The sequence below is a fragment of the Flagellimonas onchidii genome (assembly GCF_004804315.1).
GTDB classification, from domain to species: Bacteria; Bacteroidota; Bacteroidia; order Flavobacteriales; family Flavobacteriaceae; genus Flagellimonas; species Flagellimonas onchidii.
Genome location: NZ_SRXX01000002.1, coordinates 188,808 through 215,652 on the forward strand (window position 1 = coordinate 188,808; position 26,845 = coordinate 215,652).

Here is a 26,845-nt window from a genome sequence, read left to right on the forward strand (position 1 = left end):
TTTGATTTGGATTTTTTTCAATCAAAAATTGTTAAAGAAATTGATCATAGTCCGACCAAACCATTAATTTTAAAAGAAATAGAGTAACTATTTGGCATGAAAGAAAAAATTCAATGTTCGTCTTTACTTTTAATTTTGGTTGTATCCATCCACTCATTGATTAGTCAGAACAATAGTCCCAGTACGATAAAAATTATTCCCATTGAACATGCTACCGCTATTGTGGAATGGAACAACATCACTATATATGTTGACCCTGTCGGCGGCAAAAAAGCTTTCGAAAATCAAAAACTACCAGATTTAATTTTAATTACAGATGTCCATGGAGGCCACTTTAGCTTGGAAACTTTGCAAGAATTGGATACCAAAAAAGCTAAAATAATAATGCCTAGAGCTGTGGCGGATAAAATCCCCGATGAATTTACACCTCAAATAGATGTTTTGAACAATGGCGATTCCAAAGAACGTTACGATATTAAGGTACAAGCCATCCCCATGTACAATTTAAGAACCGAAGCCTTAAAGTTTCATACCAAAGGACGAGGCAACGGGTATGTTCTGGATTTAGGTGGAAAACGTCTTTATTTTTCAGGTGATACTGAGGATATTCCTGAAATGAGAAGTCTTCAAAATATCGACAAAGCCTTTGTTTGTATGAATTTACCCTATACAATGACAGTGGAGAGTGCTGCAGATGCCGTGTTGGAGTTTCAGCCAAAAGAAGTTTATCCATATCACTATCGCGGAAGGCCAAATGTAAGTGATGTCAACAAGTTTAAAACCCTGGTCAATACAGGTAATTCCAATATTAAAGTGGTTCAATTGGATTGGTACCCTGAAGCGGACTACTAAAGGCATAAAATAATAAGGCATTATCTACGTTAAACATAGTGCTTAACCAAATCAACAAAAAATGTCCCCCAAATCCTATACTTTGTTTGCTTTTGCATTCAGTTTTGCCGTTAACCTGTCTTTTTCCAATCCCTGCGATAATCTTTATGCCAAAGTTACTTATGGCTTAAGCCATTCGAAGAAAGCATTGGGCGCAACCAATTTTGAGCATCAGATGTACTATGCCGAGAGAGCCCAAAAAGCATTGGAGCAATCTAAGGCATATACGGCTGAGTGTGGTTGTGTCAAATCTGAGGATAAAACCCTTGATGTTTTAGAAACCCTTGACAAAGCCATAGAACCTGTTGATTGGGATGCCGGAAGATTCTTTAGTAAAAAGGCTTTGGGGCAAATCAATGAATTGATAACTATTTTGGACGAATGCACTCAAGGTAGGCAATCAACGACGGTTGTCGAGGATAGTGATGACAGTACTTTTGAGCATGAGGCCTATTCAGATGACCAAGAAACCAGTCAAGCCTCTATGGAAGCTGAAATGGTTAAGGTATTTGACAAACATGCTAAGGACAAACTCAAATCTACAGAAAAAGCTATTGAGCAGTTGATTCTATTTTCAAAGTCCTTCAGCAATACTTCATCAGGGAACAAAAATGACCCCAATTCCATGGAATACCATCAAGAAGCTTACCTACAGGAAGCCAAAAAACTTTTGGAAGAAGGACTCAAAGCGCTCGAAGAGAAAAACTAGCCTTTTTCTCAAATGGCCTAATGTCCCGAATTTTCCTCTTAAAAAGAAATAACATCAATTACTCGAGTCTAGTTTGCGTAGGCTACGGTTTTTATTCATATTGAACGAATCTACCTTTTAGCTTGTAAGAAATATTATAGAATAATTTAAAAAGTCGTAAAAGTAATTTCATATTTATTATTTTCATTTTAACATTAAAGAAATTACCAATAAAACTGACTACAATTGAGCATTAACAGTAATGCAAACAAAAATGATAGACTAAAAGGCGTTTTTAACGAGTACTATAAGCCATTAGTTTCCTATGCCTGTAATTTTATTCCTAGTACCGCTGAATGCCAAGATTTAGTCCAAGATGTGTTTGTAACCCTCTGGGAAAAAGAGCTTATGTTCCCAGACGACACATCATTAAAGGTGTATTTATATACCTCGGTCAGAAACAAATGCTATAATATTATCAAGCATAAGCGGGTTAAGGACAAGTACGTCCTAGAAGCCATGAAATCACTTCAGGATGACAACCTTTTCATAAAACAAATTGTAAACGAGGAGGTTGCCAAAGAGCTGCATAATGCAATTGAAAAGTTACCTGAACGCAAAAAAGAAATTATTAAACTTAGTCTTATGGGAGTCAAAAATCAAGATATTGCCCTTAGGCTTGGGATTAAACTACAAACCGTTAAGACCCTTAAATCACAGACCTACAAAATTTTAAGGGAAAAATTCAAAGACAATGCTATAATAATAAACTTCCTCAACCTCTTATTGCTTTCGTAATTAATCTCCTAAGAATTTAACAAAAATCAAAAAAAATTAACCTTAGGGTAATACCTTTTCAATTTTGGGTTGTTCTATATACAAATAAGGATAACCTCAATGAAAGATATTTTTAAACTTCCAAAGCTTCTCATTAAAGAAAAATTAGAGGTTCTTAACGATAATGAGAAACAAAACCTGAAAGAGTTAAGGGAAAAACATCTTTCAAAAACAGATGTTGATTATCAAAAGGTCGTGAGCAAAATAGAACACTACGATACTATCAATAAAAGTGAAGGTTGGCACGGAGTTGCTGAAAAGCAACAGTTTGTCAAACGTAAAAAAGTCATTCGACTTCGTGTATTAAAATATGCAGCCGCGTTTATAGGTATAGTAGGTTTAAGTACATTCTTTTTATTGACAAAGAATACAGACAAGATTCCCATGCATAACTCAATCACCCTGCAACAAGGGAACGGGGATGTCAAGATTATTACAACCTCGGAAGAACAAAATATTGTAAACACCAAAGGAGAGGTGGTCGGAGTACAAAAAGGAGGAAAGTTGCAATACCAAAATAAAAGCAATGTAAAGGAACTGGTCTATAACGAGTTATACGTGCCCTATGGGGAGCGATTTGAGCTTGTTCTTTCAGATAATACCAAAATTTACCTTAATGCCGGAACTACTCTTAAATATCCAGTGCAGTTTATTCCAGGTGAAAACCGACAAGTTTATTTAAAAGGAGAAGCGTATTTCGATGTTGCCAAAGATTCATTACATCCGTTCAGGGTAAATGCAGAATCTATCGACGTCCAAGTCTTGGGAACCGAGTTCAATATCTCAGCCTATCCAGAGGATCCCAAAGTAAATACTGTACTCGTCGAGGGAGCTGTTTCGGTAACCCCAGAAGCACAAAAAGACAACTTACAGTCATTAGAACCTAACTACAAGGCATCTTGGGACAAGGAAAACCAACTAATTACTACTGAAAAAGTGGAAACTGAGATTTATACGGCTTGGGTAAGTGGCAAACTTATATTTAAAAACACTCCTTTTTCTGAAATTCAAAGAAGGCTTGAGAGACATTATAATGTTTCCATCACTAATGATAATGAAGCATTAAAATCGGAGCGGTTTGATGCAACTTTTGATATCGAAACCATAAACCAGGTACTTCTTTCCTTCAAAGAAAATCATCCAGGTTTGAACTATATCATAAACACTCCGAATGACATTACAATTTATTAATCCTAAAACCATTTTGCCTATGATATGAAGTAGCCTAAAAACAAAAAAATCGGAAAATGCGGCAACATTTCCCGATTTAAAAATGATTTTAAAAAATAACTAAAAAATCAATCTAAAGTATGAAAAAAATAACCAAGCTAAGGGGAACCTATGCCTATGAATTAAAATTTGGCCTCAAAATGAAACTTACCACATTATTTCTGATAGTTTCTTTGTGCTATGTTCACGGCAGTTCTTATTCTCAAAACACCAAGATTACACTAGATTTAAAAAACACTAGTATTGAAAATGTTCTCAATGAAATTGAATCGCTATCAGAATTCAAGTTTCTGTTTAAAAGAAGAGAAATAGATGTAGATAGAACTGTTTCGATTAAAGTAAGAAAACAACGCATTGGCGCGGTTTTGAAAAAAATGTTTTCTGAAGGAAAAATAGATTACAAAGTATTTGATAAACAAATCATTCTTATACCATCGTCGAAAACCAATAACATTGCTGCTCCTATAAAAATTGAGCAGCAACAAAATGTTATTACTGGGACTGTTGTTGATGGATCTGGAGCACCGTTACCCGGTGTGAATGTTGTTGAAAAAGGTACCAGAAATGGAACCTCAACCGATTTTGATGGAAATTATAGTATCACTGTTGGCAGCTCTACTTCTACTCTTGTTTTCTCCTATATCGGTTTTACCACTAAGGAAATTCCTTTAGAAGGAAAATCAAATATCAGTGTCACCTTAGTTGAGGATGCTGAAATGTTGGGTGAAGTTGTAGTTACCACGGCCCTTGGTCTTAAAAGACAAAAAAGATCCGTTGGGTATGCCGTACAAAATGTTAAGGCCGCCGATGTTACCTTGGCAGCTCCTGTGGATATTTCCCAGGGTTTACAAGGAAAAGTAGCAGGGTTGAACATCAACACTTCCAACGGTATCAGTAATGCTTCATCCCGTATAGTAATACGTGGTAACAACAGTCTTTTTGGAAGAAACACTCCGTTAATCGTTGTCGACGGTGCAATAGTGGACAATAGCGAATTGGAACAAGGAAATGTTGGCAACAACCAAGATAACTACCGAGACTGGGGTAATTATCTCAGCTATTTGGATATGAGTACTGTTGAGGATATTTCCGTATTAAAAGGCCCAAACGCAGCAGCCTTGTATGGTGCAAGGGGTGCCAATGGTGTTATTCTAATAACTTCAAAAAAAGGTGCGGAAAGAGATGGATTGGGCATCCGATACAATCTAACTACCACAATGTTGGATACCTATAGGTACACCGAAGTACAAAATGAATTCGGTGGCGGATTTAGGGCTTCGCTTTTTACCGCAAATCCAGAATTACCCAGAACTGCAAGCGGTCAACCGTTTCCAGCAATTCTTTATCCTCAAGCATGGAGTGGCAATCCCTACCCCGAAGCAACCGGAATCGATTCTTTTCACGGACCAATTCCAGGCGGATATAACACATGGGACATATACAGTTGGTTTGGTGCCGGTAGTTCTTGGGGACCGAGATTGGATGGAACCGAAGCACTTTGGTGGGATGGTGAGACAAGACCATATTCACCACAACCCAATAACAGGGAATATATGTTCCGACAGGGTATGCAAACTTCTCATAATTTGTCATTTTCCTCGGCAAGTGACCTAGGAAGTATCCGAGTAGGATTATTCCACCAAGATAGCAAGGCCATTGTGGAGAATACAAATTCCAAAAGCACCAACTTTTCTTTGGGATCCCATGTCAACATTTCAAAAGTGTTGAGCGCAGATATCAATGCGGCTTACAACCAGAATTTTAGATTGAACACTCCAGAAATAGGCAACAATAATTCTTGGACCAAGTTTAATATATATGGAATGTCGAGAGAGTATAGAGGCCTTGAAAAGGATTTATACTTTGGTGAAGATGATTATGACGGTTATAGAGTGAGATTCCCCGGCTCATACCCTCATGCTGAATACAGTAGGGATTTGTTTTGGGATACTTACCAAAATAACGATAGACTGTGGAGGGACGAATTTTTATCCACTTTAAAGCTAAATGCCGAGATAACACCATGGTTAAATGCCTTTATGAGAACTTCTGTCGTTATGATCGGAACACGATTCGAACAAACAAACAATACGATCAGACCCGATGGAATCAGTGAAGGAAGGTTCCGAAAGACTGTTTCCAAACAAAAAACATTCAACACGGATTTCATGGCGACTTTTCACAAGGATAATTTCTTGTTTGACAAGTTCAATGCCAGTCTTACTGTGGGCATAAACTCATACTCAAACAATTCCGCAGGAGTTGAAGGAAGAAATGGAAGTACATTCAAAGTACCGAACATTTATTCTTTGTCAAATTATGTAGCCGACAACTTAGGTCATTTTTCCGATACAACCGACCCAACGACAGGGAGCATTGAAACCAGATATGACGTAAAATCACATGCATATATTGGTTTGCTTAATTTGTCTTACAACGATTATTTGTTTTTTGAATTGACCGGTAGACAAGATTACACTTCCACCCTACCAAAAGACAACAATTCAACTTTCTATCCGTCTGTAAATACATCATTTGTTTTTACAGATGCATTTAATATGGATTCCAACATACTCTCTTATGGTACCATCAGAGGTACATGGGGTAAAAGTGCTAATGCAGCGGAACCATATCAATTGGACAATACGTACACAACAAGTACTTTTGGTGGCCTGACAACTATCTCAAGACCCGATAGAATACCACCAAATAACTTGACATTTCAAACTTCAGAATCCAAAGAAATTGGTACCTCTTTAGGGTTTTTCAACAATCGCCTAAATCTGGATTTCACGTATTATGATATCAAATCAGAAAACCAGATTATGACTTCTGCTATTTCGTTGGCTTCCGGTGCATCCAAAGTGGTATTTAATTCTGGTGTGCTTACCAATAAAGGTATCGAGTTCATTATTAATGCGGATATCGTACGTAACGATGCATTTTCATGGAGCGCGAGCATCAATGGAGCCAAAAACACCAATAAAGTGGTTGCATTGGCTGAAGGCGTTGAAGAACAAGAAATTGCAACTGTATTTGGCAGTCTTGGAGCATTTATGAAAGCCTCACCCGGAGAGAATTATGGAACCATCTATGGTACCGATTTTGAGCGGGATGAACAAGGCAGAAAACAGGTTCAGAACATTTACAACCAAGACGGAAGTGGCGAAGTAATTGGTACGCAGTACGTGGTGTCAACTGATGTTCAAAAAATCGGAAATGCGGCACCAAAATTAACCGGTGGTGTAGGAAACACTTTTCGATACAAAAACTTGAGCTTAAATGCCCTTGTTGATTTTAAACTTGGAGGTGATATCTATTCAGTTGACCATGCTGTTGCTATGGGCAGTGGTTTAGCACCAGAAACAGCTGCTGCAAGAAACGGTGGTGGTTTACCATATACTTTCCCCGATGGAACCAGTGCAGATGTCGGTATGGTAATGGAAGGTTTTAATATTGATGATGGAAGGGAAAATGACAGAGTAATTTCCCCAACCAATTACTATGGTATTACCTATGCAGGATGGTCTCATTTGAACCGTCCTAGAAGCTTATCCGTATTTGAAAATTCTTGGGCAAAGCTCAGAGAGCTGTCCCTTACCTATAACTTCCCAAAAGATTTGATGGGCAAAACCAATATTTTCCAAGACCTGTCCATCTCTTTGGTGGGAAGAAATTTGTTCTATCTATATACTACGCTTCCACAAAAGCTAAATCCTGAAGGTATAAATGGTACTGGTAATGGACAAGGATTACAATGGGCCGCTTTTCCAAGCATACGATCTGTTGGTATCAGCATAAGAGCAGGATTTTAATCGAACTAAAAAATTGAAGACAATGATATTTAACAATATAAAAACGAAAAAAGGAGCTTTCCTTTTGCTTCTAATGATCAGTTTGTTGTCATCTAACTCTTGTAGTGATGATTTTGGCGACATCAACGACAGTTTTCAAGCAAACTTGACAGATGCCACAATTCCGGGACTGTTCAACGGTTTGATTCAATCAGTCAAAAAGGGGGAAACCCGAAACAGGGTACCTGTTTCGTGGTTATATCAATGGACCCAACTAGCCGCGATGTACACCGCTTCGGGTTTTAGATTGGATGATAAAACAACTGAAGCTTGGGAAAAGTACTATAGATCTTTGGCTAACTACCACGACATCGAAAACTTAATTGCTGCTGAGGAGGATCCAGAGAATTTTACGAATATCCAGGCAATGGCCCGAACCATAATGGCCTATCAAGCACTATCAACTACTTTGCTTTATGGAGATATACCCTATAGTGAGGCAGGCCAAGGTTTTTTGAGTGCTCAGGCCTATCGACCTGTATACGACAGCCAACAATCCATAATGCAAGCAGCAATAAATGACTTGACATGGGCCATTGATAACCTGTCAACAAATGCTTCTCAAGCAACGCTTGGTGGATTCGATACACTTCTGGATAATGACGTTGATATGTGGAAAAAGTTTGCCAATTCTCTTCGACTACGGTATGCAATGGTTATGAGAGAAAAAGATGCTGGTTTTGCAGACCCGATTATAACAGCGGCTCTAAGCCAGCCTTTATTGGAGCCTGCAGAGTTTGTGTCATTAAACCCAGCATCCATTCCAGGTTTATCCAATGACAGAAGAGGGTTTTATAGAGGAAATTCTTATGTTAGAATGGGATCAACCATGTGGGAAGTCATGTCCAGTACAAATGATGTTGACGGATCAGGAATCTATGATTTAAGATGTAGCATTCTATTTGAACCTAATGAAAATGACGAATGGGTTCCTTATCCACAAAACCCAGACAATACTACTCCAACAGTAACCGGAGATCCACATGTAAATGACCGTCTCGACGACTGGGATTCATTCCGTTCAAATTTTGCCTCAATCAATGCGTACTATACTTTGGACAACGATATTCCTCAATTCATTATTACAGGTAGTCAAATAAGTTTTTTAAAGGCGGAAATTTATAATAGAGGTGTTGGCGGAGTTACAGCGGATCAGACCATGGCAGAAACTTTCTACAATGAAGGAATTACAGCTTCTGTTAATTTTTGGTATAACTATGCATTCAATTCAGCAATTTGGGCAGTTAACAAACCAGATGCTGCTGCACCTTCTGATGCAGAAATCAATGCGATGTTGACCAACCCGAATGTTGCATATAGTGCTGATGTTGCTACTGCACTAAGTCAAATTTATGAGCAAAGTTGGATTTCCCTGTTTCACCAGCCTTTTGAAGCATGGAATTTACAGAGAAGAACCGATAATGCGACGCCAAATGTACCTTTGGCCGCAACAAGTCTCGTGACGGATTTCAACAGACTCACGTACCCTCCATCTGAAAGGGAAACCAATAGGGTTAATTGGACAGCAGTCACAGGTGGTTCAGATTCTGAGACGACAAAAATCTGGATCCAACAATAAAGCCATCATTTTGCGCTAGCAAAAGATGGCCTTTAACCAAATGTTTGAGTTCGGTTATTTAATGCGAAAGGGAGGGGCTTCATACTACCCTCCTTTTCTATCTAAATAATTGTTCTACCAATTTAGCGAATTAATTTCTTGTATTTGATTCGTTTGGGCATAATATCAGTTCCCAAACGTTTCTTTTTATTTTCCTCATAATCAGAGAACGAACCTTCAAAAAAGTATACCTGCGAATCACCCTCGAAAGCCAAAATGTGTGTACATATCCTATCCAAAAACCATCTATCGTGGGATATGATCACGGCACAACCTGCAAAATTCTCTAAACCTTCTTCAAGGGCCCTCAGTGTATTTACATCCAAATCATTGGTTGGCTCATCCAAAAGCAGCACGTTTCCTTCTTCCTTCAGTGTCATTGCCAGATGCAATCGGTTTCGTTCACCTCCAGAAAGCATGCTTACTTTCTTATTTTGTTCACTTCCAGAAAAATTAAAGCGACTTAGATAGGCTCTTGAGTTCACCTGCTTGCCTCCCATCATAACCAATTCTTGCCCATCGCTAAAATTTTCCCAAATGGTCTTGTTTGGGTCAATGTTGGAATGGCTTTGATCCACATAGGCCAGTTTGGCCGTATCACCAACCGAAAATTCACCCTTGTCAGGACTCTCTTCGCCCATGACCATTCTAAAAATAGTGGTCTTACCAGCACCATTGGGTCCAATAATGCCTACAATACCCGCTTGGGGAAGATTAAAGTTCAAATCTTCATATAATAATTTATCTCCGTAAGCTTTGCTTACTCCCTTTGCTTCAATGACATTGGTGCCCAGTCTTGGTCCATTGGGAATATAGATTTCCAATTTTTCCTCCAGTTGTTTTTGGTCCTGGCTAAGCAGCTTATCATAGTTCTTTAAACGTGCTTTTTGCTTGGTCTGTCTTCCTTTCGCTCCTTGTCTAACCCATTCCAACTCTCGTTCCAAAGTTTTTTGTCTTTTGGAAGCCTGTTTGCTCTCTTGGGCCAATCGTTTGGATTTTTGGTCTAACCAACTGGAATAATTCCCTTTCCATGGAATACCCTCTCCCCTATCTAACTCTAAAATCCATCCGGCGACATTGTCCAAGAAATAACGATCGTGTGTAACAGCAATCACGGTTCCTTTATATTGTGCCAAATGGTGCTCCAACCAATGCACAGATTCAGCATCCAAGTGGTTGGTAGGCTCATCCAAAAGTAGTACGTCTGGTTCTTGAAGTAATAAACGACATAAAGCCACTCTTCTTCGTTCTCCACCAGAAAGCACTCCTATCTTTTTATCAGATTCGGGTGTACGTAAAGCATCCATGGCAATTTCCAGCTTGGTATCTAATTCCCAAGCGTTTGAAGCGTCTATCTTATCTTGTAGTTCAGCTTGCTTGTCCATCAGTTTCTGCATCTTATCAGCATCTTCATAGACTTCCGGCAGGCCAAACATATCATTGATCTTGTTATATTCGTCCAAAATGGCAACCGTTTCAGCAACACCCTCTTTTACCACTTCAAGTACGGTCTTTTCTTCATCCAATTGGGGTTCTTGTTCCAGATAACCCACGGTATAACCAGGAGAAAAAACAACATCACCCTGATAGTTTTTGTCCACACCAGCAATTATTTTTAATAATGTGGATTTACCAGAACCATTGAGTCCCAAGATTCCAATTTTTGCTCCGTAGAAGAAGCTTAGGTAAATATTTTTTAGAACTGGGGTGTTAGCCGTTTTAAACGTTTTGGTCACCCCAGACATAGAAAAGATAACTTTCTTATCGTCTGACATTTGGTTGTTTTAAGTTATGTAATTGGATGGTTAAACCCTTCCTTTCAGTGCGTTGAAGACCCAAGCTATGGCAAAAAAACCGATTCCGACCGCGGCAAAACCATACCCAGCGACTTCATCGTATTTGAAAGCTCCAAGGGCAATCATTCCCAATCCTACAAAAATCATTATCCAAGTGGCCCAGGCAAGCACGGTGTTTTTGTTCATCCCCATAGTTAGTTGTTGGTTTGGTGAGAAGCCAAATATCGGAAAAATGAAATAATCATAAAAGCCAGGCTAAACTTTATACTTCAAACGGGAACTTGATACCAGTCTTATTTCGGATTATATCCATCAATTCCACCAACTCCAAGCTGTTTTTATGGCTCCATAAATTACTCTTCAACTTATTGGATACAAGACATTTATGAACTTCTAAAATTTCGTGTACAAAACCATTTCCCTTTCTTGGCAATTCAAACTTTTGAATCTCTTTTTGTTTGATTAAAGAATAGCCATCCGCTTCATGCCAACGAGTGGGGATTACAACTTCCCCCTTAGTTCCTGAAATCTTAGCTTCCATTTTTGAATCACTGGTCAATCCGCTATACAAAATCGCTTGGGCGTTGGGATACTGAAAAATCATAGAAGTTTGTATCTCTGTTCCATTTGAATGAAAATTGGATGATGCATGAATCTCATCTGGCATTCCTAAAAACAAGTAGGCCAAGAAAATTGGGTAAATGCCTATGTCCAGTAAAGAACCTGACGCCAAGTCCAGATTCAAAACCCTTGAATCTTCACTTCTGTCAAGACCATAAAAGGCAAAATCGGCATTGATATATGTAACCTCCCCTATTTCCTTCGAATCAACAAGTTCTTTTATTTTATGTATTGATGGGTTAAATCTGGACCAGAGCCCTTCCATCATGAACACATTATTTTCTCTTGAGGCTTGGATAATTTCCTCTACCTCTTTTTTATTGATTCCCAATGGCTTTTCGCAAAGCACATGTTTCCCATTCTTCATAGCTCTGATTGCCAAATCTTTGTGGAAATTATGTGGAGTTGCGATATAAACAACATCTACAGTGTCCGAAGTAAATAAATGGTCATAGCTATCAAATATGTTTTCGATGTGATAATCGGAAGCAAAGCTCTTGGCTCTTTCCAAATTTCGGGATGCCACGGCGGCAATTTTGGCATTATCAACCATTTGCAAATCCGAAGTAAATTTTCTCGCGATGTTTCCGGGGCCAATTATACCCCATCGTATTTCTCTCTCCATATCAAATCAAAAGTAATGATTATAACTCCTTATCTTTAGCAACACAATGAAATTGTACAGAGTGCTATGGATATCAACTTCAATAAAAATGAAGACCACAATAAGTTAAAGCTGGCCGAACTTCGTAAAAAACTCACACAAGTTAAGCTTGGGGGAGGCAAAAAACGCATAGAAAAGCATCATTCCAAAGGAAAAATGACTGCTCGGGAGCGAATCGACTATCTTTTGGACAATGAAACGGAAAATATTGAAATTGGTGCTTTTGCAGGAGAAGGAATGTATGAAGAACATGGTGGTTGTCCTTCCGGAGGAGTAGTTGTAAAAATAGGTTACATTCAAGGTAAACAATGCGTGGTCGTTGCTAATGATGCCACAGTTAAAGCCGGGGCTTGGTTTCCTATAACTGGAAAGAAAAATCTAAGGGCCCAAGAAATTTCCATTGAAAATAAGTTGCCCATAATTTATTTGGTAGATAGTGCTGGCGTGTATCTACCTATGCAAGACGAAATTTTCCCTGATAAAGAACACTTTGGAAGAATTTTTAGAAACAATGCCGTAATGAGCAGTATGGGAATTACGCAAATATCGGCAGTAATGGGAAGTTGTGTCGCTGGTGGAGCCTATTTACCCATTATGAGCGATGAGGCTATGATCGTTGATAAAACTGGAAGTATTTTTTTGGCCGGAAGCTATTTAGTAAAGGCCGCAATTGGGGAAAGTATTGATAATGAAACCTTAGGTGGTGCAACAACGCACTCGGAGGTTAGTGGAGTCACAGATTACAAGGCCAAAAATGATAAGGATGCCTTGGACAAAATCAAACGGATTGTTGGTAAAATTGGGGATTTTGAAAAGGCGGGCTTCAACAGAATAGAGCCCAAAGATCCCACCGAAAACCCAAAAGATATTTATGGCATTCTTCCGCTGTCAAGAGGTGATCAATATGATATGTTGGAAATCATAAAACGTCTGGTCGACAATTCTGAATTTGACCAATATAAGGAAGGATACGGAAAAACTATACTGACCGGATACGCCCGAATTAATGGATGGGCGGTTGGTATTGTTGCCAACCAACGAAAAGTGGTAAAGACCAAAAAAGGGGAAATGCAGTTCGGAGGGGTTATTTATTCCGATTCCGCAGATAAGGCCACCCGTTTTATTGCCAATTGCAATCAAAAGAAAATTCCTTTGGTTTTTTTACAAGATGTCACGGGTTTTATGGTTGGAAGTAAAAGTGAACACGGAGGAATCATTAAAGACGGTGCCAAAATGGTCAATGCAGTGAGCAACTCAGTTGTTCCTAAGTTTACCATTGTTGTCGGAAATAGTTATGGTGCGGGAAATTATGCCATGTGCGGAAAGGCGTATGATCCCAGATTAATTGTAGCTTGGCCCAGTGCTGAACTGGCTGTGATGAGTGGAAATTCTGCAGCTAAAGTATTATTGCAAATTGAGAAGGCCTCTTTGGAGAAAAATGGGGAAGCTCTAGATGCTCAAAAGGAAAAAGCACTATTTGATCGTATAAAACAGCGATATGACAATCAAATTTCACCTTATTACGCAGCCGCACGACTTTGGACGGATGCTATTATAGATCCCTTGGAAACCCGTAAATGGATTTCAATGGGTATTGAAGCGTCCAATCATGCTCCCCTTGAAAAACAATTTAATATGGGAGTGTTGCAGGTATAATCACTTTACCGTGAACTTTGCCAATTGCTGTTCATTTCCCGATTCTTGAAGGCGAACGATAAATTCTTCATTTCTTTGATTTGGTTTTCCGAAATTATACTGCACCTTACATTTAAGAAATGTTGGGGTTTTGTTTCCTTCTGTCCTATTTCCCAAATAGGTGACATTCAGCAACCAATCTCCAATGGTATCGGCTCCCACTATTTCAAATGGTTCAATGCTGAAACCTTGCTGTAGCTCATCTAAAATTCTTTTTCGGTCACTTGTTTCTGTGTGTTCCCAATTAAAAAATCGTTTTTGGGGATTCACAAACTGAACAACAAATTCGGCATCTGCATTGGTCCAATCAAGCACCAACCGAGCATTATAGGTTAGATTATTCCGATATTTTTGGTCTACTTTGGAAATATCAATGTGCTTTCGCTCCTTATTAACCAAATTTCTAATTTCAGCACCAACAACTTTTTCGATTTTTTGAAAATTCAATTTTGAATTGGCAGTTCCGTCAATTATTCTATTGAACATTATAAGGGCCTCTTGGTAGTTTTCAACCATATTGTTAGCCATTCCCACATCAAAATATGACTGAATCTTGTTAGGAAACACCTCTAGCATTCGATTGGCCGTAATCAAGGCTAGGTCGTAATACGCACTCTCAGTAGTCTGCAGGTACATTCCCCTTAATTCCTCATAACTTGGTTGTTCTTTTTCGAGAATGTTCGTCAATACACGTTTCGCTATTTCGGGACTTGAACCATGAAAAAAGCTATATACATCCAGTAAGTACTCTGATGTAGCATAATTATCCCGTTGTTTTAGGTAGATGTCGTATGCTTCCTGAAGATTTTTCCCTTTTTTGAGTTCTTTTAGGTAGGGCGTTACCAAAGATTTATTGTTCACTTTTACCTTGACATCATAGATGTTGTCCGTCAAAAGAGCCAAATCTTTCCTTTCTTCTTTTATTTGGTTTACCGTAGCGGTCTTAGTGGTAATCAATAATACTCCATTGGCTCCCATGCTTCCAAATCGATTGGTAGCTGCCAATCCCTTCAATACTGTGATTTCTGCAATATTATTGGGATCGATAAACCCTGTGCCTGGCACATCATTTGCCATGCCCGATGCGTTTGAGGGGGCCGCTTGTTGGTCTCCCAACCCTTTAAAACCTGTTCTTGCTTGGGCCAATGGTACGCCATCAACCACGATTAAACCATAATTATTTCCCAAAATGGAATTACTTGGCCGCATTATCACCTGGCTCAGGTCATCATTTTGACCTAAACGTACACCAGAGAATTTACCTTGAACAGCATTATTGGCCGTTATTGCAATATCTGATATATCCTCATCATCTATCGATTGAACTGCATAACCAAGTTTTTCCTTGTTTTCTTTACCATATCCTGTTGTAACTTCATTTACTGCGGTTTTGGCCTCCTCAGTGACCACGACCTCCTTAAGTTGTATTCCCTCATCGCCAAAAGAAAAATCAATTGACCTATTATCTCCAAGAACCTGTTCCTTCCTTTTGTTATCATACAAAATAACCAAAGTATCACCTACTCTGGCATGGACGCTAAAGTTACCAGAGCTATCAGATTTGGAAAATTCATCTTTGTTTCCTTTGATATAAACCTGAGCATTGGCCAAACCTGTTGTTCCTTGGTAAATGTTTCCGGAATAGATTTGGGTATTATCCGACTGATTATTAGAATCTTTATTTTCAGAAAGATTTACCAAGTTACCATTATTGATTATGGCCAAGAGATTAAGGTTGGCCCTATCGAAATCTTTTTTACCATTTACGATAAACACCCCCCCGTTAAACTTTGGTGTGGCGGATCCAACGGTTTGTTTTCCATCTGTAAACAGAAGCACATCGCCATTTTGGGCAAAACTTTCCAATCCTTCAAATGACGTGCCTCCATCATAGTTTTGGTATTGTAAGTTTTTTTTGATCAAAGACCAATCACTACCAACAACACTGAACTCTTCTTTTGATATTAATTGGTTTGCAAACGTCAACAAAGTAACATTAGCCGCCTTTACATCTTTAAAATAGGCATCCAAAAAGTAGAATTCTTTTTCGTGGTTTCCAACGGCCATTGATTTGGAAACATCCCAACAGATGGTCACATTTTTTGCCTGACCTGAAACGAACTGTATAGTCAAGGACAAAGCTATAATTGCAAAAACTCTTATCTTAATCATAACAACTAACCATTAATCCATTATTATCTCAATCATCAATGTGATTCTTCACTCTTGGAATCAACAATAATTCTGTTTGTCGCCCATTTACATATCGAAATCCATCTTCACCATAAAACCCAGCTTCCTCCAGCATAATACGAATATCCCTTTTCCATTCTGGAATATGGACTGTTGTATTCAGCTCTATTGCATAAACGGTATTATAATTAAGCGGATAGTTTTCGCCATCATCCTTCATTACACCTCCTTGGGCATCCCACATACCAATTGTGGTTCCAGCTGAGTGCCCATAACTTCCCAAAGGGTGGGTATATATTGCAGGGCGAAGACCGACCATTTTGGCATCTTGTAAAGCCTTTGCCAAGATTTCGTTTCCCGTGCGACCTTTAATCATATTTGTGGTTAAAAAATCTTGCACCCTATTGCCATCAACAAGAGCGTCTTCCAAAAATTTAGGGGCTTTTTTTTCATTTGGTTTTAGTACATAGGCCAACTCTTGGCAATCTGTGTTCAGACGTAAATATGTGATTCCAAAGTCGCAATGCAGCAAGTCACCTGGTTGAATCACCAAATCATCGGGTCGGCCCGAAAAAGAATATAAATGACCAACCAATTTTTCACTGGTCCGTTGCACATCTACTGTAGGGTGAAACCAAGTTTCCAAGCCCAAATCTGTGACTTTTTGGCGCATCCACCATTCTACTTCTGTCGTTGTGGTGATTCCAGGGGTTATCACTTTTTCTGAAAAAGCTTCTGCAATAATATCGTGTGTAATATCCACCAATGGATTATAAATAATCATTTCCCTTTCTGTTCTGGTTTCAATCCAACGAACTGCCAGTTGTTCTGCGGAAATTACCCTAGAATGGTATTTTTTGGGCAAGGCATCCATAAATTCCATGTAATCGGTTTTATCCAATCCATCCGCTATATTATGGTCCTTGGAAAAATTCAATCCTATCCGTTTTGGATTTCGTTCTTCAATAAGTTGTATCAGGCGTTTCCATTGATCAGGTTCTTTTTCCTTATCCCAAGCAGATTGAATGTTTTTTCCGACATTGTACCTTGCCACGGCCAATTTATCGATAGAGCCTTTAGTAGCATCTCTATAAAAAAGAAGGATTGTTCTACGTCGGGCATTTAGCCAGGTAGCGGGGAGCATAGTCCTTAAAACAGGGTCTTCGTTGTATTCTCTAGAAATGAGGATCCACATATCAATTCCTGCTTGATCCATCAAACTTGGCAGAAGGGTATTGAAACGTTCTTCCAGAATCTCATCAACAACACGGGCACGTTCAGATTCTTTTAGAATTTGTGCCATACAAACAAGAGGGAAAGCCAATAACAGGTAAAGCAAAATCTTTCTCATGAAAATGAATTATCTGCTTAATTTACAAAACTTACCTTATTTGGGATAAGGTTTTTTCACGATGGATTTTTCCAGTTTTGGTTTCTTCAAAGGCTTCTAAAAGAAAAATTTCTTTGGGGGCTTCGTATTTATCTAAGTCGTCGATATTCTTTATCCGCTTCATTAAAACTTCAATTGAAGCTTCAAGGTCTTCTACAAGCAGTACCAATTTTTGTCCCAAAGCTTCATCGGGTATTCCCGCAATAAAAAAACGAGAGTGAATCACTTTTGATAGTTTTTCCTCTATCTTTTCAGGCATCAATTTGATTCCTCCAGAATTTATTATGGAATCGAACCTTCCCAACCATTTAAAGGCTTTTTCGTCAATTAGTTCAACGATATCATTCGTGACAACCTTGGTATCCGATATTTTAGGAGCTTCGATAACCAAACAATCCCTTTCGTCTTTTGAAACAGAAACTCCAGGAAGCACTTGGAAGGCATCTTCCACAGGATTCGAAAGTCTTCGAGCTGCAATATGGGTAATGGTCTCCGTCATGCCATACGTTTCAAAAATGATACTTGAAGCGTTTTTGAGCTTTTCTTTCAAGGATACGGAGACCGGTGCACCGCCAACAATCAATGTTTGGATTTGTGATAGTTGCCCCAGGGATTTTTCGACTTGAAAAGGTGTCATGGCAACAAAATCGTAGGAATTTGAATCGCTATATAATGGATTTGAGGAAGGTTCTACATAATTAAGGTTCATACCTAAAACCATTGCCCTGACCAACATCATTTTTCCTGCAATTCCAGAACAAGGGAGACAGAGCAACGCCTTGTCCCCGTTTTTCAAACCAAAAAATGCGCCAGTGGCCACAGCGGAGTTGAGCATATGCTCTTTTTTAAGTAAAATCCGTTTTGGTTCTCCTGTGGAGCCAGAAGTCTGTACTTCAAGAACGGGCTCATCATTTACCCATTCCAGTAAAAAATTGCCAATCGAGATTTCAAATTGTTTTCCCTCCTTTATCAAATCATACCCTACCTCTTGAAATTCATTATAATTATAATGTACCCCATTTAACTTAAAGTCGCTATGAACGTTATGGTAAGATGGATTCAGCTTCATTGGCGGCTATAAATTCTTCTTTGGTCAGTACTTTTCCGAACAACTTCGCATTCCAATTTTTCCAATCATATTTTTTGGCAAAAATTAGTAACAGAATAGGGAATACTACAAAGACAGGTATCAATATGTCCCATCCTAAAATAGGTATAGAAACATCTTTATAAATGGAATGAGTTTGAAAAGCAGTCCAATCTGCCGTTACTAAAAGTGCCGCCACAAGGTTGTTGGCAGCATGAAACCCTAATGCCAATTCTAGTCCTTCATCCATAAGAGTTAAAATCCCCAGAAAAAAGCCCGTACCAATATAAAAAATCAAAATCCCATAACCCAATTTTGAAACTTCTGGGTTGAAAATGTGCATTAAACCAAAGAGCAGCGACGTAAACATTAGGGGAAACCACCTATTTTTTGTCACCAACCCCAGCCCTTGCATGATATAACCACGGATAAAATATTCTTCCATACTGGTCTGAATGGGAATCATTATTGTTGCGATAACCGCCAAAATTAAAAATGGGATAAGTTCAAAATTCCATTGATAATCATCTGGTGAAAGATAAACATCAATGATTATAAAAAATGCCGATATCAATGCCCAGAGCATAAAGGCAAAACCTACTCTCTTCCAATCTATTTTCTTCCGAGAAGTGGTCAAATGTTTAATTTGTTGTTTGTGAACAAATTTTAAATAAACAAACAAACCAAGGAGGCCTATTCCAAATGTGAGTAACATGAAAAAAAGAAACATATTACTACCCAATATACCGGATAGTATTCCAAGATTATCAGTTAGAATGGCATTTAAAGAACCTGATTTAACAATTAAAGCTATAAATAAAGGTATTGCGCCTATAATCTGCCAAACTAAAAAAACTGCTAAAACTCCTAAAATATATCGCCATGGTTCGCTCAGTCCTCTGTATCCCTGTTCTATATACATAAATCTTTAATTAGGTTAGTCTTCCAATTTTTGGCACTTCTATAATACAACTTTCCATTGGCAACTTCCAATGGACTATCAAAATTATTGGTATAGAGGCTCCCTGTTCCCAAACCTTGTGGCATTGATGTTTGCAGGGAATAGGTCCATTGCGCAATCGCATTTAATCCAATGTTGCTTTCCAAAGCGCTTGTAATCCACCAGCTGATTTGTTCGCTTTCTGCCATATTTATCCATTCGCTAGACCCCTTAAATCCTCCTATTAAACTTGGTTTTAAAATGATATACTGGGGTCTTATGGTCTGCAGCATTCGCTCCTTTTCCATTACATTAAAAATGCCTATCAGTTCTTCGTCCAAAGCAATGGGCAAAGGTGTTCTCTCACAAAGTTGCGCCATTACCTGCCAATTTCTTGGTTTGATGGGCTGCTCTATGGAATGTATGTGAAACTCCGAAAGCTGATGTAATTTGCCCAAAGCTTCGTCAGGTGCAAAAGCGCCATTGGCATCTACACGAAGTTCGATTTCATTAACCGAGAATTTCTTTCGGATAGACTTTAGAATAGCCACCTCTTTTGCAAAATCAATGGCTCCAATCTTCATTTTGATACATCGAAAACCAGATTCAAGCTTTTGTTCCAACTGGTCGAGCATAAAAGCTTCATCACCCATCCAAATCAATCCGTTAATAGGTATTGGGGTTTCATTTTGCGTAAATCTCGAAGGAAACAAATGGAAAGGGTTTTCGGCTTGAAGCGATAAAAAAGCTTGTTCCAAGCCAAACTGAATCGAAGGGAAATCCAAAAGTTGGGAGTACAATTCTTCTTGCCCCAAACGGATATTCTCGCAGGCCCAAGCAAGTTTTGCTTCATAGCCGGAAACATCATCTACACTCAATCCCCTTAGAATTCCGCACTCCCCTATCCCAAACTTTTCGTTTTGCTCAAGTATGAGAAACCAAGTTTCTTTCTGGGTCATTATTCCCCGCGAAGTCCCACTCGGAGCTTTAAAATCAAGAATGTACTTTTTATAGGTGGCTTTCATTCGGTCGCACCAAATTTAACCATATTTAAAAACAAAAAGGAAACGCATCTCTACCACTCTCGACCTGATTACTGTAGAACGGTGAAACTATCTTAATTGAAGTTGAACCAAAACCGAACGCCTTCTTTGGCATTGTCAATATTCAATTTTGATTGAAGTTGATTCACCAGTCGATTCATTAGACGGATACCCATGGAAGAATGCGTGCGCTCTTCTGTATCTTCTGGCAGCCCAACCCCATTATCGGTATATTCAAAATATCCCTGATCACCATTTTTTCTAAGGTGGATATAAATTTTCCCATTCTCATCATTTTCAGGGAATGCGTATTTGAAACTGTTGGACACAAGTTCGTTTAAGATCAACCCAAATGGAATAGCCCTGTCAATATCCAGTTCGGTACCTTCGGCATCAATGGTAATGCTAATGTTATGACCTCCTTTTTTATAAACGGATTGCACACTGTTGATAAGGCTTTCGATATAACCTTGCATCTCAATAACAGAAAGGTCATCATTTTGATAGAGTTTTTGGTGAATCAAAGCCATAGCTTTTACTCTACTCTTACCTTCTTCAAGGGCTTCGATTGCTGACTTGCTACGTGTATTTTTGGTCTGTAAACTCAGTAAACTAGAAACCATTTGGAGGTTATTTTTAACCCTATGGTGAATTTCTTTCAATAATGAGTCTTTTTCTACTAATGCATTTTCAATAATATGCTTTTGTTCTGCGATAAGACGTTGGTTCTTGATACTTTTCAAATAGGCATATACAAGCCCGGCAAAGCCCAGCAATGTGAAAATCAATGAAATAAACACAAGGTTGATTCGCTCATCCTTTTCCTTCATTTCATTTCGGGCTTGTTCATTGATTCGTCTTTGTTCCGCAATAAGCGATCTAGTGTTTTCCATATCCTCGCTAGCCACAACGGTCACCAGCTGTTGTTTGATAATCCCAGATTGCTTTTGGACCAATGAGTCCTTTATTCTTTCATTCCGCTTATAATATGTCGCTGCATTTTTAAAGTTTTCAATCTTATCATAATACGCGGCCAATAAACTATTTCTTTTTATAATTTGTTGAATGTCGATAAACCCAAACTCCTTATCCAAACTTTTCTTTGCTGCAAGATAATTTTCCAATTGGAGGTTGGCATTTGCCAAATCCAAGGTATTTTCAATCACCTCATTTTGGTAATGAATGCTAGAGGCCGATTCCAATGACTTTATACTATTCTCAAGTAAAGGAATGGCTTCCTCAAACTCCTCCAATTGTACATGGCATTTACCTATGTTACCTTCAATTTCCGCTTTAAGCAAATCACTTTCGAAAAGTTCTTCTTCGCTTTTTTGCACAGAAATATCATTGATGAACACGTCAAGATAGCCATTGGCCTTCTTATACTCACTCAACGCAGTCGGTGCCGAATTGTCCAACCTTAAATAGTCACCTATTTTATTATGGTATTTGGCCAGTTTGAAATTCTCATTGTCCGCAATGGTAGGCCTAACTTCCATAATATACTGATTCCTCGCTTCTCTATGTAATCCAAGGTTACTATAGATGTCATAGAAAGCCACATTATCAGTAAAGCCATATTCTCTCTTCTCTTTTCTTATTTCAATTTGTTTATCATAGAGTTGAAGATGGGCATAATTATCGTCCAAAACATCTAGTACGATTTTCCTTGAAGCTGCATCCAAAGTGTCCTTTAGAGCATAAAGTTCTTTTGCCAAAACAGTACTTTTATCGTATTCACCCAAATCGTTGTATACTTGGGTTTGCATAACCAAGTAAAGTCTGGTAGCTAGAGTATCGTTAGTTTTTTCTGCGTTGGATAGATAGATTTTAATGGTGTCCAACCAATCATAAGCGGAATTCACATTATATCTGTCAACCGAACCGAAGAATGCATCAAATCTATTTGAAGGGTTGTTGGCTGACTGAAATTCTTTCAACGTATCTACTTCTTCATTCTCCGTGGACTGGGCCGCAGCACTCAGAAGAAAGGCAAAAAAGAAAATGAAAATGAGGTTTTTAAAACAATTAGCCATTAGTTTACCAAAGGTCTTTGAAGTCAAGTTTGAATTACTTCCAATAATTAATTTAATGTGTCATTTATGTTAAACGAACCTATTCTCGGTTTGAATGCCCCAAGCCAAACACGATATTACCTTGGCAAATTTTGAGTCAACATTCTTAATAAAGAACGTAGGTTTACCAACAAAATTAAATCCTTGCTTAAAGACTTGCTCAGTATTGTTGTGAAACTGCAGTTTTATGTTGTGAAAAGTATGCAGGTGTATGCCAAAATACACTTTGTCGATGTTTTATGCATTTCATGGAAAACATAAGGTCCAATAATCAAAAAAGGCCCTACCCTTTCGGACAAGACCCTTTTACGAGAACACTATATGAAAATGAAAAAATTACTTTTCTGAATTAATAACACTGCTAAAGTAGCCGCCTTATATAGTAATGGAAAACTAATGTTGTGAACTTTCGAAAAACTGTGGTCATTTTACAAAACCAATGCATCACATAAAAAAATGCCCTTAAAAAAGGGCATTTCCATTTTTTATCATTCTAAGCTCTACTAGCTATTCATGGAAGATATTATGAACTCCTTAAAGTCTTTAGAAATTGGAATCAAATTATTGTTGATCATAATATCCTTTGAGTTGATTGCATCAATATGGTCTACATTAACGATATAGGACTTATGTGCTCTATAAAACTTATGTTTTGGAAGTTTTTCCAAATAATCCTTCAAAGGTGAGCGTACCAAAAACTTTTTATCCGCTGTGTTTACCTCTAAATAAACGTTGTCCGCTTTGATAAATTGAATATCCTCAAATTGAATTCTGTAATAAAGGTGCTGTTTTTTTACAAAAATAGAATCCTTAAGAACAGAATTGGAAGTGAAGGTATCTCCTTCGTTTCCAGTAATTTCCTTGCTCTTTTCCTTACGGGCGTAATTGAAATTGGATAAAGCAATCTCTATAGAGGTATAAAGGTCTTGCTGCTCAAACGGTTTTACCAGATAACCATCGGGTTTGACGGTCTTGGCATTTTCAACCGTCGCTCTATCGGAGTTCGATGTTACAAATATGAAAGGAATATTATAAGCATCCCGGATATGTTTTCCAAGATCAATTCCTGTTTTATCTGAAGCTAGGATAATATCGATAAGTACCAAATCAACATGATTGTTCTTCAGCACATCCACCGCTTGTTCGTAAACAATCACATTGTCAACAATCTCATACCCGATTTCCTCAAGCATTGATTGCATATCATCTGCAATGATTACATTATCCTCAACAATTAGAATTTTTATAGGGTGTTCCAAGTCGATTAATGTTTAGTGGGTTATTATCAAAATTACAAAAAAAACTTAACTGCCAAGAAGAATAGAACGGACAGCAAAAATGTACTTAAGGCCAACTTCTTAAGTTCGCCATCAAGTTTTACAGGTTCTTTTGTTACCATAACTGTTTTAAGGTGGATAAAAATAGGTAGAAAAGCTAGCAGATAAAATGATTGGAGCAATTCCATTCTAGCCTGCCAAGCAAAGGCAAGCATGCAGAGAAAGGACAACGTTATCAGAAAGAAATGATACCTTTTTCCATTTTCAAATCCCATTTTGACGACCAAAGTGTTTTTTCCGTGTTTTTTGTCGGAAGCCACGTCCCGAAGGTTGTTTAGATTTAAGACTCCCACACACAAAAGTCCAATTGTAATAGCAGGTAAATAAGAAATTAAGGCAAGTGATTTAGTATACAAAAACATGCTACCTAAAACGCCAAGTAACCCAAAGAACAGAAATACAAACACATCTCCCAATCCTATATATCCGTATGGATTATTTCCCATTGTATATCGGATGGCCGCCCAAATACTTAAAATGCCCAAAACCAAAAAGAGGGAAATCAATTTAAGATTCTCCAAACCAAAGGAACTGTAAATCAACAATATGGCCAATACCAAGCTAATAATTACACATACAACAATCCCCTTTTTTAAAGCAGCCTTGGAAAGCAAGCCACTTTGTAAGGCTCTAGCAGGTCCTATCCTATCCTCATTGTCTGTACCTTTAACACCATCACCATAATCATTGGCAAAATTGGAGGTTATCTGAAAAGCAGTAGTTGTAAGTAAGGCCAAGATAAAAATAGTACTGTCAAAAAAACCATCTTTAAGAGCCAAGGCCGTACCCACTATTATTCCTGAAAGTGATAGCGGTAATGTTCGAAGTCGTGCAGCTTGAATCCAAGCTCTAGTGTTCGTCAAAATTAATAGGGATCTTCAATTTTTACTCTTTTCCCATCTTGATACGATGCAACAAAAGCATCTTTAAAGCCCATATTCACGAGTTGCTTTCTAAAAGTTTGAGCCTCATTAAGTGTTTCAAAATTTCCAAGCGAATAGGCATAAAAAGGATTAGTTTTTACAAACAAGGTATTGGTCAATGCTTCTGAGGCGAGGGTAACATTATTATCTACAAATGATTTAACCTGTACAGAGTAGATTTTTTCCTTTTCCAAAAATGCCTTTGCCAGATAGAATTCGCGAACCAGACTTAGTTCTTCATTTTGCGATTTTAAATTTTGAATTCTCATCTTAAAAGAATCTATACTGTCAATTGCCATCGAAAGTGTTTCTTGCTCCCTAAAGTTATTTGAAGTACGAAGCCCTGAAAAGAAAGACCAAATACCGAAAGTGGCAAAGAGAAAACACACCGTTACAATACTCAGGACATTTCGTTGAATCTTCAACTTTTTTAAATCCTTGTTTTTATACTTTATTTGGTCTAAAAGTCTTTCGTTGATTATCTGGGCCTTATCAATATCCTTGTGCAGGTCCAACAAATCACTTTCTTCTATAAAGGGCATATGAGGCTAGTTTTGAATTCCTTACATTACGCTAAGCGCATAATTTTCAACAAGTTAATCTATACTATACAAATGTAAAATTTTTGTGAATAGAAAAAAACCAAACAGTAGAAAATAAAATGTCCAGCAATTTCGGGTAAAACAATCTTATTATCGTACCAACCGTATTCCATCCGAAGTAATGAGAACCTTTCTATCCTTATATAAAGTACCTATGGCTTTTTTGAACGATTTCTTACTTAAATGCAACGCGCTCTTTATTTCCTCTGGGGACGATTTATCATGAAGAGGTAAAAAACCATCATTTTTATGAAGTTCATCAAGAATCAATTGTGCTGTGGGCTCCAACATTTTTGCTCCGATGGGCTGCAATGAAACATCTATTTTGTTATCGTGCCTTACACTTTTAATATATCCCACCAGCCTTGTGCCAACAGAAATGGGTTTGAAAACGTCTGACTCAAATACCAATCCTTTATGTTTGTTATTGATAATGACCTCCCACCCCAAAGGTGTTCTTCTGCTAACTAAAATATCCACCTTATCGTTTAGTTTATAGTCCAAATCACCATTTGTATTGGAAAGAAAACGATCAATTCTATTGGATCCCGTCAATCTAAAACTTTCTTCGTCCAAGTAGCAGTGAACGACATATTTTTTGCCTTCCTCCATTCTTTTGGTCTGTTCCCTAAAGGGTACCAACAAATGCTTTTCGAGTCCCCAGTCTACAAAAGCGCCAAAAGCACCAACTTCCACCACTTTTAAAAAGGCAAAATGATTTCGTATAACAAAGGGTTTTAAAGTGGTCGCTATAGGGCGCTCATTATTGTCCAAATAGCAGAAAACTTCTAAATCAGCATCTATCTGAAAATCATGGGGCACATACTTATTCGGTAATAATACCTCGGTCCCTTCATCATCACCTAAGAATAAACCCACGCTAGTACTTCGTAATATCTTAAGTGTATTGTAATTTCCCAATTCAATCATAGCCGCAAAGGTAGATGGAAATTGTGGGTAAAAAAAAGCCACCTAAAGGTGGCTCCAACTGTATTGTATACAGAGTTTTATTAATTATAAACGGATTCTTTCCCAAAATGCTTGGCCAACCTATAATAGATCACTGCTCTATATTTATTCTTATCAGATTTTCCGTAGGTTTCAATTACGCTGTGGATGGCATCCAAAAGTTGAGGGCTCTCTTCAAGTCCAAGTTTTCCTTTCAAAAAATTATTCTTAACCGTTTCAAGCTCTTTCTCGCTGGAACCTGACACTCTAGAAGAGTCTAAATTGTAAATAGATGGGCCTAATCCGATGGTTACCTTGGTCAATAAATCCATGTCAGGATTTTCACCAAATTTTTCTTTGATATCGGCCGCGTATTTTTTAATCAACTCGTCTCTTTTGCTCATTTTTGAATG

21 protein-coding genes are annotated in these 26,845 nt (G+C 38.1%); 7 read left to right on the forward strand and 14 right to left on the reverse strand.

Translation table 11 applies throughout. From position 1 onward, the window contains the following. Nucleotides 1-96: 96 nt before the first annotated feature. The 6 genes from E4661_RS02945 to E4661_RS02970 all read left to right on the forward strand — a co-directional run bounded on the left by E4661_RS02945 (nt 97) and on the right by E4661_RS02970 (nt 9,079). Nucleotides 97-852 (forward strand): MBL fold metallo-hydrolase, encoded by a 756-nt coding sequence (locus E4661_RS02945; protein ID WP_136465324.1) that lies wholly within the window; start codon nt 97-99, stop codon nt 850-852. Between the two features lie 61 nt (nt 853-913). Further along, a complete protein-coding gene (locus E4661_RS02950; protein WP_136465325.1) occupies nt 914-1,600 on the forward strand; it encodes a hypothetical protein in 687 nt (228 codons plus the stop codon). 225 nt (nt 1,601-1,825) lie between these two features. Continuing rightward, nucleotides 1,826-2,377 (forward strand): RNA polymerase sigma-70 factor, encoded by a 552-nt coding sequence (locus E4661_RS02955; protein WP_136465326.1) that lies wholly within the window; start codon nt 1,826-1,828, stop codon nt 2,375-2,377. Between the two features lie 99 nt (nt 2,378-2,476). Beyond that, complete coding sequence (locus E4661_RS02960) at nt 2,477-3,607, forward strand: FecR family protein (RefSeq protein ID WP_136465327.1); 1,131 nt, start codon at nt 2,477-2,479, stop codon at nt 3,605-3,607. A gap of 119 nt (nt 3,608-3,726) precedes the next feature. Further along, entirely contained in the window at nt 3,727-7,461 is a 3,735-nt protein-coding gene (locus tag E4661_RS02965; protein ID WP_136465328.1) for a SusC/RagA family TonB-linked outer membrane protein, read from the forward strand. A 22-nt stretch (nt 7,462-7,483) separates the two neighbouring features. Further along, complete coding sequence (locus E4661_RS02970) at nt 7,484-9,079, forward strand: SusD/RagB family nutrient-binding outer membrane lipoprotein (protein WP_136465329.1); 1,596 nt, start codon at nt 7,484-7,486, stop codon at nt 9,077-9,079. Nucleotides 9,080-9,201: 122 nt separating this feature from the next. On the opposite strand, the gene ettA is transcribed toward E4661_RS02970, so the two are convergent. The 3 genes from ettA to E4661_RS02980 all read right to left on the reverse strand — a co-directional run bounded on the left by ettA (nt 9,202) and on the right by E4661_RS02980 (nt 12,160). Continuing rightward, the gene (gene ettA, locus E4661_RS02975) at nt 9,202-10,893 is read right to left on the reverse strand and encodes an energy-dependent translational throttle protein EttA (RefSeq protein WP_136465330.1); all 1,692 of its coding nucleotides are present in this window, start codon (nt 10,891-10,893) and stop codon (nt 9,202-9,204) included. Nucleotides 10,894-10,923: 30 nt separating this feature from the next. After that, nucleotides 10,924-11,100 carry a CAL67264 family membrane protein gene (locus E4661_RS19010; protein WP_168796318.1) on the reverse strand — a complete coding sequence of 59 codons (177 nt, stop codon included), beginning with the start codon at nt 11,098-11,100 and terminating at the stop codon, nt 10,924-10,926. 76 nt (nt 11,101-11,176) lie between these two features. Continuing rightward, nucleotides 11,177-12,160 carry a Gfo/Idh/MocA family protein gene (locus E4661_RS02980; protein ID WP_136465331.1) on the reverse strand — a complete coding sequence of 328 codons (984 nt, stop codon included), beginning with the start codon at nt 12,158-12,160 and terminating at the stop codon, nt 11,177-11,179. Between the two features lie 66 nt (nt 12,161-12,226). Here E4661_RS02980 and E4661_RS02985 point away from each other — a divergent pair, with 66 nt between their 5' ends. Further along, nucleotides 12,227-13,855, forward strand: a complete 1,629-nt coding sequence (locus tag E4661_RS02985) for an acyl-CoA carboxylase subunit beta (protein WP_136465332.1) — start codon at nt 12,227-12,229, stop codon at nt 13,853-13,855. On the opposite strand, the gene E4661_RS02990 is transcribed toward E4661_RS02985, so the two are convergent. From E4661_RS02990 to E4661_RS03040, 11 genes are all read right to left on the reverse strand, one after another. Then, a complete protein-coding gene (locus tag E4661_RS02990; RefSeq protein ID WP_136465333.1) occupies nt 13,856-16,066 on the reverse strand; it encodes a TonB-dependent receptor plug domain-containing protein in 2,211 nt (736 codons plus the stop codon). A gap of 28 nt (nt 16,067-16,094) precedes the next feature. Next, nucleotides 16,095-17,438, reverse strand: coding sequence for a M24 family metallopeptidase (locus E4661_RS02995; protein WP_136465334.1), 1,344 nt, complete (start codon nt 17,436-17,438; stop codon nt 16,095-16,097). Between the two features lie 31 nt (nt 17,439-17,469). Next, complete coding sequence (locus E4661_RS03000; RefSeq protein WP_136465335.1) at nt 17,470-18,546, reverse strand: AMP-binding protein; 1,077 nt, start codon at nt 18,544-18,546, stop codon at nt 17,470-17,472. After that, entirely contained in the window at nt 18,521-19,486 is a 966-nt protein-coding gene (locus tag E4661_RS03005; RefSeq protein ID WP_136465336.1) for a CPBP family intramembrane glutamic endopeptidase, read from the reverse strand. The genes E4661_RS03000 and E4661_RS03005 overlap by 26 nt, the downstream gene beginning before the upstream one ends. Continuing rightward, nucleotides 19,477-20,529 (reverse strand): o-succinylbenzoate synthase, encoded by a 1,053-nt coding sequence (locus E4661_RS03010; protein WP_136465337.1) that lies wholly within the window; start codon nt 20,527-20,529, stop codon nt 19,477-19,479. Before E4661_RS03010 ends, E4661_RS03005 begins: the two co-directional genes overlap by 10 nt. 92 nt (nt 20,530-20,621) lie before the next feature. Next, nucleotides 20,622-22,583 carry a sensor histidine kinase gene (locus tag E4661_RS03015; protein WP_136465338.1) on the reverse strand — a complete coding sequence of 654 codons (1,962 nt, stop codon included), beginning with the start codon at nt 22,581-22,583 and terminating at the stop codon, nt 20,622-20,624. Between the two features lie 542 nt (nt 22,584-23,125). Beyond that, nucleotides 23,126-23,881, reverse strand: coding sequence for a LytR/AlgR family response regulator transcription factor (locus E4661_RS03020; RefSeq protein ID WP_136465339.1), 756 nt, complete (start codon nt 23,879-23,881; stop codon nt 23,126-23,128). A 32-nt stretch (nt 23,882-23,913) separates the two neighbouring features. Beyond that, complete coding sequence (gene menA, locus E4661_RS03025) at nt 23,914-24,822, reverse strand: 1,4-dihydroxy-2-naphthoate octaprenyltransferase (protein WP_136465340.1); 909 nt, start codon at nt 24,820-24,822, stop codon at nt 23,914-23,916. A 2-nt stretch (nt 24,823-24,824) separates the two neighbouring features. Further along, nucleotides 24,825-25,424 (reverse strand): SPOR domain-containing protein, encoded by a 600-nt coding sequence (locus E4661_RS03030; protein ID WP_136465341.1) that lies wholly within the window; start codon nt 25,422-25,424, stop codon nt 24,825-24,827. Nucleotides 25,425-25,574: 150 nt separating this feature from the next. Continuing rightward, nucleotides 25,575-26,414 (reverse strand): CvfB family protein, encoded by an 840-nt coding sequence (locus tag E4661_RS03035; protein ID WP_136465342.1) that lies wholly within the window; start codon nt 26,412-26,414, stop codon nt 25,575-25,577. 80 nt (nt 26,415-26,494) lie between these two features. Continuing rightward, nucleotides 26,495-26,836, reverse strand: coding sequence for a DUF2853 family protein (locus E4661_RS03040; protein WP_136465343.1), 342 nt, complete (start codon nt 26,834-26,836; stop codon nt 26,495-26,497). Between the last annotated feature and the right edge of the window lie 9 nt (nt 26,837-26,845).